Annotated in this window: 15 protein-coding genes; 3 read left to right on the top strand and 12 right to left on the bottom strand. The window is 30.7% G+C overall.

The window, feature by feature from the left end; all coding sequences use genetic code 11:
* Positions 1–20: 20 nt before the first annotated feature.
* The 4 genes from DKT72_RS06530 to DKT72_RS18190 form a co-directional block, all read right to left on the bottom strand.
* Complete coding sequence (locus DKT72_RS06530; protein WP_111307934.1) at positions 21–1,022, bottom strand: hypothetical protein; 1,002 nt, start codon at positions 1,020–1,022, stop codon at positions 21–23.
* Between the two features lie 178 nt (positions 1,023–1,200).
* Positions 1,201–1,803 (bottom strand): grasp-with-spasm system ATP-grasp peptide maturase, encoded by a 603-nt coding sequence (gene gwsG, locus DKT72_RS06540; RefSeq protein ID WP_162623254.1) that lies wholly within the window; start codon positions 1,801–1,803, stop codon positions 1,201–1,203.
* Positions 1,788–2,162 (bottom strand): MvdC/MvdD family ATP grasp protein, encoded by a 375-nt coding sequence (locus DKT72_RS06545; RefSeq protein ID WP_111307937.1) that lies wholly within the window; start codon positions 2,160–2,162, stop codon positions 1,788–1,790. Before DKT72_RS06545 ends, gwsG begins: the two co-directional genes overlap by 16 nt.
* A gap of 59 nt (positions 2,163–2,221) precedes the next feature.
* The gene (locus DKT72_RS18190) at positions 2,222–2,380 is read right to left on the bottom strand and encodes a hypothetical protein (protein WP_162623255.1); all 159 of its coding nucleotides are present in this window, start codon (positions 2,378–2,380) and stop codon (positions 2,222–2,224) included.
* A 691-nt stretch (positions 2,381–3,071) separates the two neighbouring features.
* Here DKT72_RS18190 and DKT72_RS06550 point away from each other — a divergent pair.
* Entirely contained in the window at positions 3,072–3,803 is a 732-nt protein-coding gene (locus DKT72_RS06550; RefSeq protein WP_111307938.1) for a metallophosphoesterase family protein, read from the top strand.
* On the opposite strand, the gene DKT72_RS06555 is transcribed toward DKT72_RS06550, so the two are convergent.
* The 8 genes from DKT72_RS06555 to DKT72_RS06590 form a co-directional block, all read right to left on the bottom strand.
* A complete protein-coding gene (locus DKT72_RS06555; RefSeq protein WP_111307939.1) occupies positions 3,800–4,579 on the bottom strand; it encodes a TIGR04283 family arsenosugar biosynthesis glycosyltransferase in 780 nt (259 codons plus the stop codon). The genes DKT72_RS06550 and DKT72_RS06555 overlap by 4 nt on opposite strands.
* A gap of 31 nt (positions 4,580–4,610) precedes the next feature.
* On the bottom strand, positions 4,611–5,312 hold the full coding sequence (locus DKT72_RS06560) for a DUF547 domain-containing protein (protein ID WP_111307940.1): 702 nt from the start codon (positions 5,310–5,312) through the stop codon (positions 4,611–4,613).
* Positions 5,312–6,196, bottom strand: a complete 885-nt coding sequence (locus DKT72_RS06565; protein ID WP_111308042.1) for a sterol desaturase family protein — start codon at positions 6,194–6,196, stop codon at positions 5,312–5,314. Before DKT72_RS06565 ends, DKT72_RS06560 begins: the two co-directional genes overlap by 1 nt.
* A 74-nt stretch (positions 6,197–6,270) precedes the next feature.
* A complete protein-coding gene (arsM, locus tag DKT72_RS06570; RefSeq protein ID WP_111307941.1) occupies positions 6,271–7,239 on the bottom strand; it encodes an arsenosugar biosynthesis arsenite methyltransferase ArsM in 969 nt (322 codons plus the stop codon).
* A 79-nt stretch (positions 7,240–7,318) separates the two neighbouring features.
* On the bottom strand, positions 7,319–8,131 hold the full coding sequence (locus DKT72_RS06575) for a purine-nucleoside phosphorylase (RefSeq protein ID WP_111307942.1): 813 nt from the start codon (positions 8,129–8,131) through the stop codon (positions 7,319–7,321).
* 37 nt (positions 8,132–8,168) lie between these two features.
* The gene (locus tag DKT72_RS06580; RefSeq protein ID WP_111307943.1) at positions 8,169–8,816 is read right to left on the bottom strand and encodes a TIGR04282 family arsenosugar biosynthesis glycosyltransferase; all 648 of its coding nucleotides are present in this window, start codon (positions 8,814–8,816) and stop codon (positions 8,169–8,171) included.
* A 26-nt stretch (positions 8,817–8,842) separates the two neighbouring features.
* On the bottom strand, positions 8,843–9,895 hold the full coding sequence (gene arsS, locus DKT72_RS06585) for an arsenosugar biosynthesis radical SAM (seleno)protein ArsS (protein WP_111307944.1): 1,053 nt from the start codon (positions 9,893–9,895) through the stop codon (positions 8,843–8,845).
* Between the two features lie 67 nt (positions 9,896–9,962).
* A complete protein-coding gene (locus tag DKT72_RS06590; protein WP_111307945.1) occupies positions 9,963–10,298 on the bottom strand; it encodes an arsenosugar biosynthesis-associated peroxidase-like protein in 336 nt (111 codons plus the stop codon).
* A gap of 198 nt (positions 10,299–10,496) precedes the next feature.
* Here DKT72_RS06590 and DKT72_RS06595 point away from each other — a divergent pair, with 198 nt between their 5' ends.
* Both DKT72_RS06595 and DKT72_RS06600 read left to right on the top strand, forming a co-directional pair.
* Complete coding sequence (locus DKT72_RS06595) at positions 10,497–11,486, top strand: type I phosphomannose isomerase catalytic subunit (protein WP_111307946.1); 990 nt, start codon at positions 10,497–10,499, stop codon at positions 11,484–11,486.
* 584 nt (positions 11,487–12,070) lie between these two features.
* The gene (locus tag DKT72_RS06600) at positions 12,071–13,426 is read left to right on the top strand and encodes an exopolysaccharide biosynthesis polyprenyl glycosylphosphotransferase (RefSeq protein ID WP_111307947.1); all 1,356 of its coding nucleotides are present in this window, start codon (positions 12,071–12,073) and stop codon (positions 13,424–13,426) included.

The following is a 13,426-nucleotide window of genomic DNA, read 5'->3' on the forward strand; positions in this document are numbered from 1 at the left end:
TATAATTAATTTTTTTTTGACTAATTTTTCCAAAGATTGGTGTAAGGATCATAATTGCATAATGATTTGTGATAATAAATATTTTTCTTTTTGACAGGGATTCTATTATCTGGGCACATATATCTAAATTCACAGTCTCTACATATTTCTATTTTGTCTTTGGTTACTTTCCATAAATCTCTAAAACCATCTTTTAAAACAATATCATTTATATTTTCATATTCAATATTTCCATAATATTCTTTTTGAATGTAAGAGGGTTTAACTTTTCCTATATTGTTGATATATATCCGTCTATTATAATATAGGTTATAATTTAAAGATTCTAAATAACTGTTTTTATTCATTACAAAATCCTCCATTTTTTCTATTCCTCTAGTTAATAAATCTTTTAATGAGTTAGTAAAATAACTTGTTTTATTATCTTTTGAGCCATTTTCTGCATATTCTAGTGGGCTTTTAATAAAAACTATTTTTTTTAATCTTTCATGTTTTGTTTTTAATTCCATAACAGGCTTTACTAAATTATCATGGAACAATGAGATAAAAGTTACTAACTTAACTCTAGAATAACTTAACAAATTTAAAACCATATTAAAGTTTTCAATGGAATTAGTAGAATTTATAATTATAATTTCATCTACTCCTGTTTTGTCGACTGATTTTTTTAAAAAATCAATTTTGAAATCTTGTAAATCATCAATCTCTATAAATATAAAATCTAATTTATGGGGTCTTTCTAATTCTAAACCCATTGAAGAAAACGGCTCAGGATTATTTGTTACAAAAATTAATTCATTGGTCAATAAATAATTGAAATATTTCTCTAATTCTTCCTTTTGAGACGAATAGTCATAAAAAAGAGAATCTATTGATTTATTTAGATAATTTATAAAAATTTCAATTACGGGATTAGGGATGTAATAAAAATTTGAACGTTGTAAATCGTAAATAATAGTTCTATTGACTCCTTTAACAATTCTACAACATTCATAAAATCTATAATACTCATTTCCTTTCATAAAAAGCTAGGTTTATAATATAAATAACATCTCATTTTATCTGTATTATATAATTTAGACTTGGCATAATGTAAAGAATTTACTTTGATAACAACATTTCTTTTTTCTGCAAAATATATGGACGCAGGGAGTTTGTTCTTATATTCTTTTGGTATTCTATCTATTAATTTGGACATATTTAATTTGAATTTTCATTAAGGTACTTCGCTACTTTTCTATGCAAACTATAATTACAAGGATCGCTTGTCATGCCGAACTGCCCGGCAGGATTAACTTCTAGAAAATAATATTTTCTATCAGGTGAATAAATAATATCAAGAGATCCCGTATTTAAATTTAATTTAATCATCATATTATTTATTTTTTCTTCTATATCTTTGGGCAATTTGTATGGAACATATCTAGTTGGATTTTCTAAATCATAATTTCTAAAATCTACTTTTGTTTTTTTGTCATTTTGAGAAAATATTGCCATCGAGTAACATTCACCATTCAAATAAAAGGTTCTTATTTCTATGATTTTATCAGTGTACTTCTGAAATAATGTCGGACTAAAATTTTTAGAAATAGAGTTTAGATTCTCAATTTTAAATGTAAAAAAAGGATAATTCTCATTATTATATTCTATATGCTTCCCTTCACCTAATGATTTTGTGAGAATTTCATTATTATTCGATTTAAAAAAATCATGTAGTAAAGTTTTGTTTGATAGAATTTTAGTATTAGGTACATTTAATCCACATTCTTGGGCTATTTTTAATATTTTTATTTTGGATGGCATATTTTTTTTTTGTACAACCATTTTTTATCGTTTAATAAGTCCATAATAATGGATCTTATTACACTAAATTCAGAATATAGATATTTTATTATATCACTTTTACCCTTAAATGTTTCTTCATAGGATTTAAGAAAACCAAATTTCCTAAACCAAACTATATTTACATCTTTTAAGAAAATCTTTTGGTTATCTTGTCTAAAATAAGCTTGTGACTCATTGGATAAATCATAGTAAAATTGGACATTTCCATTTAATAAGTCCTCATCATTCAAACGAAAAAAAGGTGCATTATACTCAATAAGCCACTCTATTACATTTTGAGTATCTAAATCAGTTGGTGTACTTAATATAAGAATCATAGTTAAAAGAAATTTAAGAGTGGATTAATTTATTAATCCACTCTTAAGTTTAAAAAAGTTTAATCCCAGTCAGAATCATCTCCATCATCTGAAGTTCCTCCATTGCTGCCAATAGTTACAGTATTTTGACTAGAATTTCCTCCATAGCCTCCGTAAATAGTTTTTAGAGACACTTTTTGACATTCAAACTCTCCAAAATTTAATTTTAATTTTTTCATAATAGTAAAATTTAATATTTATTTTTGCCCTGAACATTTAACGACCATCAAGGTTTTGGTCTGCCTTTCGCGAAAAGGATTTTGTTCATGCTCAAAGTTTTTTACTTTGAGCTTTTTTATAGATAAGCTTTTCTAATCTTTATTTTTTTTATTTTTCATAATACTATCTATAAAATCATATTGTAATCATTGGTTTTAACATATGTATAGTGATATCTTTTCTCAATTTTTACAATTAAAGTTGTTTTGTTGTGCTTATGCAATGCGTCTGAAATATACAATAACATTGAGTCTTAGGGATGAGCGACGATGTTGTTTTCGAAATATTTTTTGATGGTTTAAATTGAAGGAGTTCTAAAAATCTCTTTGTTGCATAAACGCAATTATTCATAACTGTGGTAGTTTAGTTGATGAGAGATGTTCAAATTTAGTAAATATAAAGTATAAAAAAAGTAAATTATATAAAAAATCTTATTTTTAACATATTTATAATACTATATTAATTGATTTTTAATATTACAATAATTATATATTAATAGGAAATTACTAGTAATATTAGTGCTTAGGTACAAATAAATATTATAATATTTCAGTAATTAAAGTTATTGGGTAGTGGTAATTAATACAAAAATTAACCTCATATTTTATCATTCTAATTAGTAGTAACCCTTAGTTTTGCAAAAAACAGATTATGAGTATATATGTTATTGGAGATATTCACGGTGGATTGAAGGCATTAATCCAATTGTTGAATAAAATGGAAATTAAGGATGAAGATCAACTCATTTTTTTGGGTGATTATGTGGATGGATGGAGCGAATCGGCTCAAGTCATTCAGTTTTTAAGAGAATTATCTGAAAAAATAAATTGCATTTTTATAAAAGGGAATCATGATGCTTGGTGCGAAACGTGGTTAAAAACGGATTATGTAAATCCTACTTGGTATATGCATGGAGGCAAAGAAACCATAGAAAGCTATGTGAATTTCTCTAAAGAGGTGAAAGAACAACATCTTCTGTTTTTTCAGAATATGCCATTATATCATATAGACGATAAAAACAGATTGTTTATTCACGCTGGTTTTACCTCCATGCATGGCGTAGAAAAAGAAGTTGTTAAAGAAACGTTTTATTACGACCGAACACTTTGGGAAATGGCGTTGTCGTTAGATAAAAATATTAGTCAAGATTCCGAATTATATCCAAATCGATTAAAGCATTATAGCGAAATTTTTATCGGGCATACACCAACCATAAATTTTAATTCTTATGAGCCCATGAATGCAGCCAATGTTTGGAATGTAGATACGGGAGCTACGTTTTATGGAAAACTATCAGGGATGAATATTGATACCAAAGATTTTTTTCAAAGTGATGTTGTAAGAACTCTATACCCTAACGAAATGGGTAGAAATAAGGTTTAGCAAATATGTTTTTTGTAATATTGGTAAAGTGTTTCGGCATCTGCACCCAGCCATTTTTTTATATGAATTGTCCAAAAGTGATATTGTAATTTAAAAACACCATGTTTTTCATATAATCTCGCTGAAGTTTGTAGTTTTTTATTAATAACTACAAAAGCATTTCTTTTATATAGCTCGTTGACTATAACCGAATCTTCACAGACTATGTAGTTTTCGTCAAAGCCCCCAATATCGCTAAAAAGAGCTTTAGTAATAAATAAACTTTGGTCGCCGCCTCTGCATATTTTCCAATTGAACTGTGTAAACCAACTGGCTAATTTTAACCACCAATGCTTGCTATCGAACTGCATTCTAAAGCAACCAGCGTTATGCCCTTTTTTTTTGTTGTTAATAATGAATTGGTCGAAATTTTTAGGAGGAAACGAATCGGCATGTAAAAAATAAAGGATTTTTCCTTTTGCTTTTTTTGCGCCAAAATTCATTTGTTTGGCGCGCCCTTTTTTAGAGTTTAAAAGCAGGATGTCTGGTCGAGTGTTTTTGCTTTTCAAAAATGTATTGAGACCTTTTTGATTTGCTTTTCGATACAATGCTTTGCTAGGATCAGAGTCCCTTGAATTAATAAAATCATTGACTATGTTTTGTGAATTATCCGTACTTCCGCCATCAATAACTATTATTTCAAAGATGTTTTTTGGGTTAGAATTATCTAGCAAATATGGTAGCAATTTACCAATATTTTTTTCTTCGTTTAAAATGGGGATTATAATGCTTATCATACGTTCCTATACATAAGGATGATATTTCGATTTACTCATTTAAAGCCCAATGGTAATCTTTATATTTTATTTTGGCATTTTCTGAAATTTTAATGGTTGAATATCGATTTAAAAAATCAATCAACGAACCACCTTGTTTAAAATCCTTTGAAAACCATTGAAAAATTTTTGAAAGTTGAAGATGGTTTTCACTGATGTTATTTCTGTTGGAGTCAGCTAAAAACGCTTGGGTGGCTTTAGTGAGTTGCGCGTCTAATTTTGATGCCACATAAGCTTCATTTTGCAATTTCGGACAAGAATATGAAGCGCAAACTATAGCAAAATGAATACGTGGTTCATTCATTTTTATTAAAATGTCATGTTCGATTTCATCTAAATTATACCATTTGTTTCCTAATTTCCATAGTCGTTGTTCCCAGGGATTTTTTATGTCTTTTATGCTTTTTATAGGATAATTGCGTAAAATTAAATCGACTGTCAAGGCATTATAGGCATTAATCCAATAAGCTAATTTTTCGTTTTTTGACCAATTATCTTTTGGTGTGTTTTCACTTAAATAAGCAATATAGTTGCTTAATGATTTTCTGTCTTTTTTGAGGTTTTGATAGTCAACTTGTTCGTTTTCAGATACGTACTTTTGTAAAATAGTAGTCCACTGTGAATGGTCAAAACTTTGAGCATGGATTGAAAATCCTAAAATGAAAAAAACTATTCCTGCAACTAATTTTGACATTACTTTTTGTTTAATGGATATAGCTCCTGACTGATAAAATCCTTTGGGAAATCTTCATCACCTTCAAAGCCCAATTCAATATCTCTTCCGCTATGCGGGATATGAACTGTTTTGAAAATATAATCCCAAATGCTTAATGTTAGACCAAAATTTACGCCAAACCTTGCCTGTTTAGGAAGTTGTTTGGAATGATGCCAAATATGCATTTTAGGATTATTGAAGATATATTTAAAAGGGCCATAGTTCCAGCCCAAATTAGCATGATTCAAATGTCCGATAACTATGTTGAAAAAATGAACAATAGCAATATCTTGTGCGTTAAACCCACCAATAATGGCAAGGGGTATATATCGGATTGAGTTATAAACGACAGGTTCCATCCAATGATAGCGCAAATGGGCTGCAAACCCCATTTCTTTAACGCTATGATGTACTTTATGAAAATTCCAAAGCAAAGGCACGCGATGTAATAATCGATGGGTATTCCATTGCACAAAATCGTTTACAATGAATAAAATAAATAAACCTAACCATTTAGGTAAGTTATTGGAATCAAAAAGTTTAAAACTTGAAATGGATAACCCCACCATTTTTAAAATATCATTTAGAATGGCTTCAGCGGTATTTGAAAGTGCTATGAGTACCATTAAATTAAGTAGAAAGAAATTGAAGAACATGTAAAATGTATCCAACAAAAAATCTTTCCGAAAAATGGATTGATTTTTCCGCCAAGGAAATATAATTTCAAGCAACCAAACTAATAATGAAATAGCAATTAAACCATAAAAATAGTTATCCCAGTGATTGATTGAAATTAACTCGTGTTTTAAGTAATTCCAATAACCAGAATATGATTTTTTTATGAGTTCAATATATTTTTCCATGCTACTTCCTGCAAAGGCAGAAAACTGTATTTTGAATTCAATTAGATAAAAAAGATTCCTGTTTTCGCAGGCATTTAACAACACCCACCACCATCATAATGATAGGTGGATCTACTAATAAAAATATCATCTCGACCCAAACTAGCCAAAGCACCCGCAGTTTTATCACAAATAGCCAAAGGTTGATTTTTTAGTAAAACATGTCCTTTTTTATCATCAAAATAATCAGCATCCCCGTAATAAATAGCGGCTTTTCCTGTAAAAATACATGGGCCATCGGCAGGCATGGGGTCTTTTATGGCAGCCACTTCAATAGATTCTATATAAATCAATGCATCAGTTGCGTAATGTTTTGGGTCTAAAATCCGGTATGGTTTTCTAGCTCTAATTTCTATGGTTCCAAAACCAGCATCAGTGAGCATTTTTACATAGTCAGCTATTGGTAAACTGCCACTAAGGCATAATGCGCGAAGCCTATCATCATTTCTTAGATCATCATTCATAGGTTGTTCACAAGTGGGGTCGCTCATTACCAATTTACCGTGAGGTTTTAACACCCGATACATTTCAGCAATAGCTTTTTTTAAATCATCAGCTTTAAAAATATTGAACAAACAGTTTTGAGCAGCCACATCAATGCTGTTGTCTTCAACAGGAAGATGCATGGCATCCCCTTTTTTAAGGTCAACAAACTCACTTTTAAACCAAGGGTTTAATTTTTCAGCTTCAATGAAGTTTTTACGGGAAGCTTCTAGCATTTCATCAACTACATCAATCCCAATAACACCACTTTTTTGACGATTAAAATATGAGAACTGCAATAATTCCATACCGCCACCAACACCAACATAAAGCATTTTTGGGTTGTTGGTTAAATCACGTGCATGTACGGTACTACCACAACCATAATTCATTTCCTGCATGATTTTAGGGATTTTAAGCCCAGGAAGTTCCCAAATGGGGTTTGTGGTGCAGCATAAACCAACATCTGGTGTTAAGGCTGCTTCTTTATATACGTTATGTGTGGTTTCTAAATAGCTCATTTTTTTAGATTATTAGATATTAGCCCGCTTCACTGTTAGACTTCATTCTAGTTTGTAATTCTTAGAGGCTGATGACTATTTAAAGTGTTTTAATCAATTCTTTAAAAAGCGTAATCATATTTGGTTCTGCTTTTTCTGCCATGCCTATAATTTCTGATATATCCACAGGTTTTAAATTATCTGGATCGCATTCATCTGTTAAAACAGAAACAGCTGCTACTTTTAATTTTAAATGATTGGCAACAATAATTTCTGGTACGGTGCTCATGCCTACGGCATCGGCTCCCAGAATTTTTAGCATGCGGTATTCGGCTCTGGTTTCCAATTGCGGTCCAACCACACTAGCATACACACCTTCATGAAGTTTGATGTTATTGGCCTTGGCAATGCTTTTAAATTGTGAATTGATTTCAGCATCATACGGTGCGCTCATATCTGCAAAACGCTCCCCTAAATGTTCTACACCTTTAAAAGCTAGTGGAGAGTTTCCTTGAAGGTTGATATGGTCTTCAATCAACATTAATTCGCCTTTTTTGAAATTAAGATTGATGGCACCAGCCGCATTGGAAACCAATAAAGTTTTTATGCCTAGTTTTTCCATAATGCGAATAGGGTAAGTAACATCTTGTAGCGAATAGCCTTCATAAAAATGAAAACGTCCTTGCATCACAATCACTTTTTTACCTCCTAAAATACCGTAAATTAGTTTGCCTTTATGAAATTCTACGGTTGCAGTTGGGAAGTTTGGAATGTGGTTATAGCTAGCTTCTTTTATGATGTCAACGTCATTTAATAGTTCTCCTAACCCAGTACCTAGAATGATGCCAATTTCAGGGTTATCAAAGCCTTTGCCTTGTAAATAGTCTACGGTTTCTTCTATATATTTAATCATTTAATTATTTGATTTTATTGCAATTACAAATGAGATTTTATGCTATGAAATCTTCATAGGTATCTATATCATTTAATGCTTCTAAAGTAGTAAATGATTTGTTCTTATTATTTAATTCTTTTATGGTTTCTTCCAATAGATTGGTAGTGCTCCATGGTTTATTTTTAAAAAGGCCTACATTCATTTTGGACAGTCCCAATAAATAATAACCACCATCTTTTGCAGGACCTATAACCACCTCATTTGTGTTTAAGTCTTTATAAGCTGTGTTAATGTGATGTGGTCTTAGTTCAAATAAATCGCTACCAATAATAATAACTTTATCATAACCCATTTGAAAGAGTTCTAAAAAAGCATTCTCCATTTTAACGCCTAAATCACCCTCAGATTGTACTTTTTTTCTAAAAATGTTATCATCCCAAATATCGTTTTTTTGAATAGTTTTAGAGTAAAAAACGAATCTGTCTGCAGGAATGTTTTTAGCAACAGTAGCCGTATGTAATAGTAGGTGTTTATATATTTCTAATGCCGTTTCATCGCCAACAGTTTCTGCAAGACGTGTTTTACATTTACCCAGTTCTGGATTTCTAGCGAAGATAATTAGTGCATTTTTTGATGTTGGAAAATAAAAATTAGCAATCATATCTTGATTGTCCTCAGTGTCATTGTTACTTAAAATTCCCATGTCATTATTTTTTAATAATATTATTTTTATGTTACGCTGCCTTGGCAACTACTACCTGCACCAGCGGTACAGCCATAGCAATGTTGTGAAATGACGATGTCTCGTCCTTTTAATAAGTCTTCATTGTATTCAGAGATATGTTTTATTTTATTATTTATAGGCAGCCCCAGCATTTGATTGAAGTCGCAATCGTATAAATAACCGTCCCAGCTAACAGAAATGGTATTGGTACACATCACGTTGGCAACAGCAGCAGGATTGTAAGCTTCTACTAATGTATACATATAATCTTCATAATTATCAGAAGCTATTAAATAATCTAAAAACCGACTAATAGGTAAATTGGTAATAGCGAATAAATTGTGGAATTGAATATCAAAATCGTCTTTTAAAGCCTTTTTGAAATCTTTTTCTAAGGACATTTGATTTCCTGGTAAAAATGCCCCCGATGGGTTATAAACCAAATCTAATTTTAAAGGGCTGTTTGGCATACCATACCCAATGGCATTCAACATTTTTAAAGCGTTTATAGATGCATCAAAAACACCGGTGCCTCGTTGTTTGTCTGTTTTTCCACGCGTCCAATGCGGCATGGAACTTACCACATGAATGTTGTGTTTTTTAAAGAACTCAGGTAAATCGTTGTATTTTTTGTTGGCGGTCATAATGGTTAGGTTAGAGCGAACCATAACATCTTCAACACCAACTTTACTAGCTTCTTCAACAAACCATCTAAAATCTGGATTCATTTCTGGGGCACCGCCCGTTAAATCTAAAGTATGTGCGCCGGTTTTTTTTATAACCTCCAAACATTGCTGCATGGTTGTTCTAGTCATAATTTCTTTTCGGTCGGGACCAGCATCTACATGACAATGTTCACAAACCTGGTTGCACATATAACCCACATTTATTTGAAGAACCTCTAGTTTTTTCGCTTTAAGTGGAAATTGATTGGTTTCAGAAATTTTATTCTTAAAAGTCGGCAAATCACCAGTTTTAAAAATGCCATTAGATAAAATCTCTAATTGTTTATGGGTATTGGCAAGTTCACTTTCGCGCTTGTGTAGGGACTTAATCATACTTAGTTTTATTTAGAAATCCTTCGGCTTCTCTTTAGCCATTTTAAAAATCAAAATGGATCTCTGCTTACATATCTAATTTATTAACTTTATTCATCATTTGAACCCCATGAACCAACGAAGCACCGCCCCGAATAGCCGCCGCCACATGTAAGGCTTCCATCATTTCTTCTTTAGTAATGCCTCGTTGTAAGCCATCGCCTGTATAAGCATCAATACAATAGGGGCACTGAATGGTGTGGGCAACAGCCAAGGCTATTAACGATTTTTCACGTTCGGTAAGTGCCCCTTCTTCAAATACTTTCCCATAGTAATCAAAGAATTTAGAACCTAATTCTTCATTCCATTCAGAGATTTTTCCAAATTTTTTTAAATCGGCAGGATCATAATAAGTCTTTTGCATAGTAGATGTTTTTGTTTAAAAAAGAAAACTACTGATTTAGGTCGAAAAAAACTAACCTAAATAACAAAAAGGACAATATATTTATAAGGTCGTGAAGTGTTTTAACAAGTATTATTAGTATTTGAAGGAATAATTTGGATAACAACTTCATCAAGGCTAATTTTGACGAATAATTTAATTTAATAAAGTTTTGTTATTATGATATCAAATACATCTGCATTGTATCCTTTGAAATTCCAACCTATTTATAGTTATAGAATATGGGGTGGAGATAAACTTAAAACAGTATTAAATAAGAACTATGATGAAGACTTTATTGGTGAGTCATGGGAAATCTCGGATGTAGACGATAATGAGACACAAGTTTTAGAAGGTTTTTTAAAGGGAAAGACATTAAGGGAATTAATTGATATTTATAAAGCTGATTTTGTAGGGAGTAAAGTATATAAGGAATTTGGTAATGAGTTTCCATTACTAATTAAATTTATAGATGCCAAAACGCCATTGTCTATTCAAGTACATCCAAGTAATGAGTTGGCAAAAGAACGCCATAATTCATTTGGAAAAAATGAGATGTGGTATATTATGCAAGCTGATGAAGATGCCGAACTTATTGTTGGATTTAATAAAGCGGTGGAGAAAGAAGAATACATACACCATTTAGAGGATTCAACCCTCATGGATATTCTAAATATTGAAAAAGTAAAGGTCGGCGATACCTTTTATATCCCAACAGGTCGTGTACATGCTATTGGTGCGGGCGTTTTATTAGCGGAAATTCAACAAACATCCAATATTACTTATAGAATTTACGATTATAATCGCGTAGATGCTAAAACTGGAGAAACCAGAGAGCTGCATACGGCATTAGCGGTGGATGCTATTGATTATCAATGTTATGATACATACAAAACGGATTATAAGGCAGAATTAAATAAATCTAGCAAATTGGTGCATTCACCATATTTTAAAACCAATATTATTGAAATTGATGGCGACATGGAAAGGGATTATAGTCATCTTGATAGTTTTGTTATTTATATGTGTGTTGATGGTGGTTTAAAATTGGAATGTCATAATGAAAGCTATACTTTGAATAAAGGTGAGTCTATACTCATTCCGGCATCTATAAATCATATAAGATTAACAGCCTTACATAAATCCCGAATTTTAGAAGCCTCTTTATAATACATTGCTATAGAATAACTTGCTTTAATGATAAAGCTTACTTCATGTAAAATTGATGTGGGATGCTTTTTTTATTATTTCTAAATCAATTGAAAATATATTCTTAAAAAGTTTGGTTTTAATAATCAATACTTTTACAAGTAGAATTATTATTTAAGGTGATTTTTTGTTTTAATAGAATTAAGCAATCTTTAAGAATCGTTAGATTAAAAAATCTAAAAGCCTTTATTTACAAGAATATCTCTAATGCTTTTCTGATAATTCAAACAAAAATTTAAAATTAGATAGTATTAATAATTTCAAAAAATAGTAATTCAACGAATATTAATGCTATGTATAGAACATGTAATAGTTATAGTTTCATTCTATATTATTTTTACACCGTAATAATATTGGACTAGAAAACAGTATTATAATAAATAAGACACCGAATTTTTGATTAATAGCGCATACATTGTATTGACACAAAAACCCTTATGAATAATAATATATTCAATACATTAAAAAAAAATTTGTTTTAAAATAACTTAATTTAATATGATTTGGCAACCAAGTAGCCAAAAAGTTGTTTAAATAATTGCTATATGAAAACTAGGAGTTACTCTCATTTAATTATTCCCTTCTCCATAATAATACATTTAACTATCATTAATGGTGTTTTGTATATTATGACTCCTGAAACTTACCAAAATGTTTTAAGTATATTGTATTATAACATTTCTTGGTTAATCATTACATATACTTTAAATTATTACCCAACTGCTCGTAAGGAACAGTTTATGACTAACATCAAGAAAATGTTTTATCTATACTTGATTTATGGTCTCGCTTATTTCTCTTGGTTTGGGTTTACCGGTAATTTGCCTAATCTTATTCAATATCATTTTTTAGTTTATTTAGTGATTTGTGTATTACTTACTATATACAGATTTATCTTCTATTATTTTATACGAAATTACAGGCTAAAAGGAGGTAATTATGTTAATGTAGTCGTTATAGGAAGGGACAAAAACCTAAAAAAGATACGTCGTGTTTTTGATAATCCATATTTTGGGTACCGATACTGTGGTTTTTTTGATGATGGCGCTTCAGCTAGTCCAACTTACCTAGGAGGATTTTTTGATTGCTTTAAGTATATAATAGATAATGATGTAGATGAGGTGTATTGTACAGCGGCCAAACTTTCTAAGTCAGAACTTCAAAGCCTAATTAATTTTGCAGATAACAATTTAATTAAGCTTAAAATTATTCCAGATAATAAGGATGTTTTTACCAGAGCTATGAGCATCCAGAAATATGATAATATTCCCGTCCTGGATTTGAGAACATTGCCATTGGATACTGAATTTTCCCGTATTGGTAAGCGTGTATTTGACTTGGTCTTTTCTTCTTTGGTAATTGTTACATTGCTTTCGTGGCTAATACCCATTTTATATGTGCTTATTAAGCTTGAATCCCCTGGTCCCATATTTTTTATGCAAAAAAGGAATGGACTAAAACGCAGAGCTTTTATGTGTATTAAGTTTAGATCTATGACTTACAATGGTGAAGCACATAGCAAGATGGCTACTAGAAATGATTTGCGTGTTACAAAAATTGGTAGAATCATGAGAAAAACCAGTATAGATGAACTTCCTCAGTTTTTCAATGTTTTTATGGGGCATATGAGTGTTGTGGGGCCTCGTCCGCATATGGAGCTTCAAACTACCGATTATGAAATATCAGTTGATAAATATCTTGTTAGACATTTTGTAAAACCAGGTATAACAGGTTTGGCCCAAATAAGTGGTTATAGAGGTGAGGTTAGTAAACCTTCAGATATTTTAAACAGAATTAGGTTAGATATTTTTTATGTAGAAAAATGGTCTTGGCTATTGGATGTGAAAATTATAATTAAAACAGTAACCAATGCTATAATTGGTGAAGAAAAAGCATACTAA

This window comes from Confluentibacter sediminis (assembly GCF_003258355.1).
GTDB classification, from domain to species: domain Bacteria; phylum Bacteroidota; class Bacteroidia; order Flavobacteriales; family Flavobacteriaceae; genus Confluentibacter; species Confluentibacter sediminis.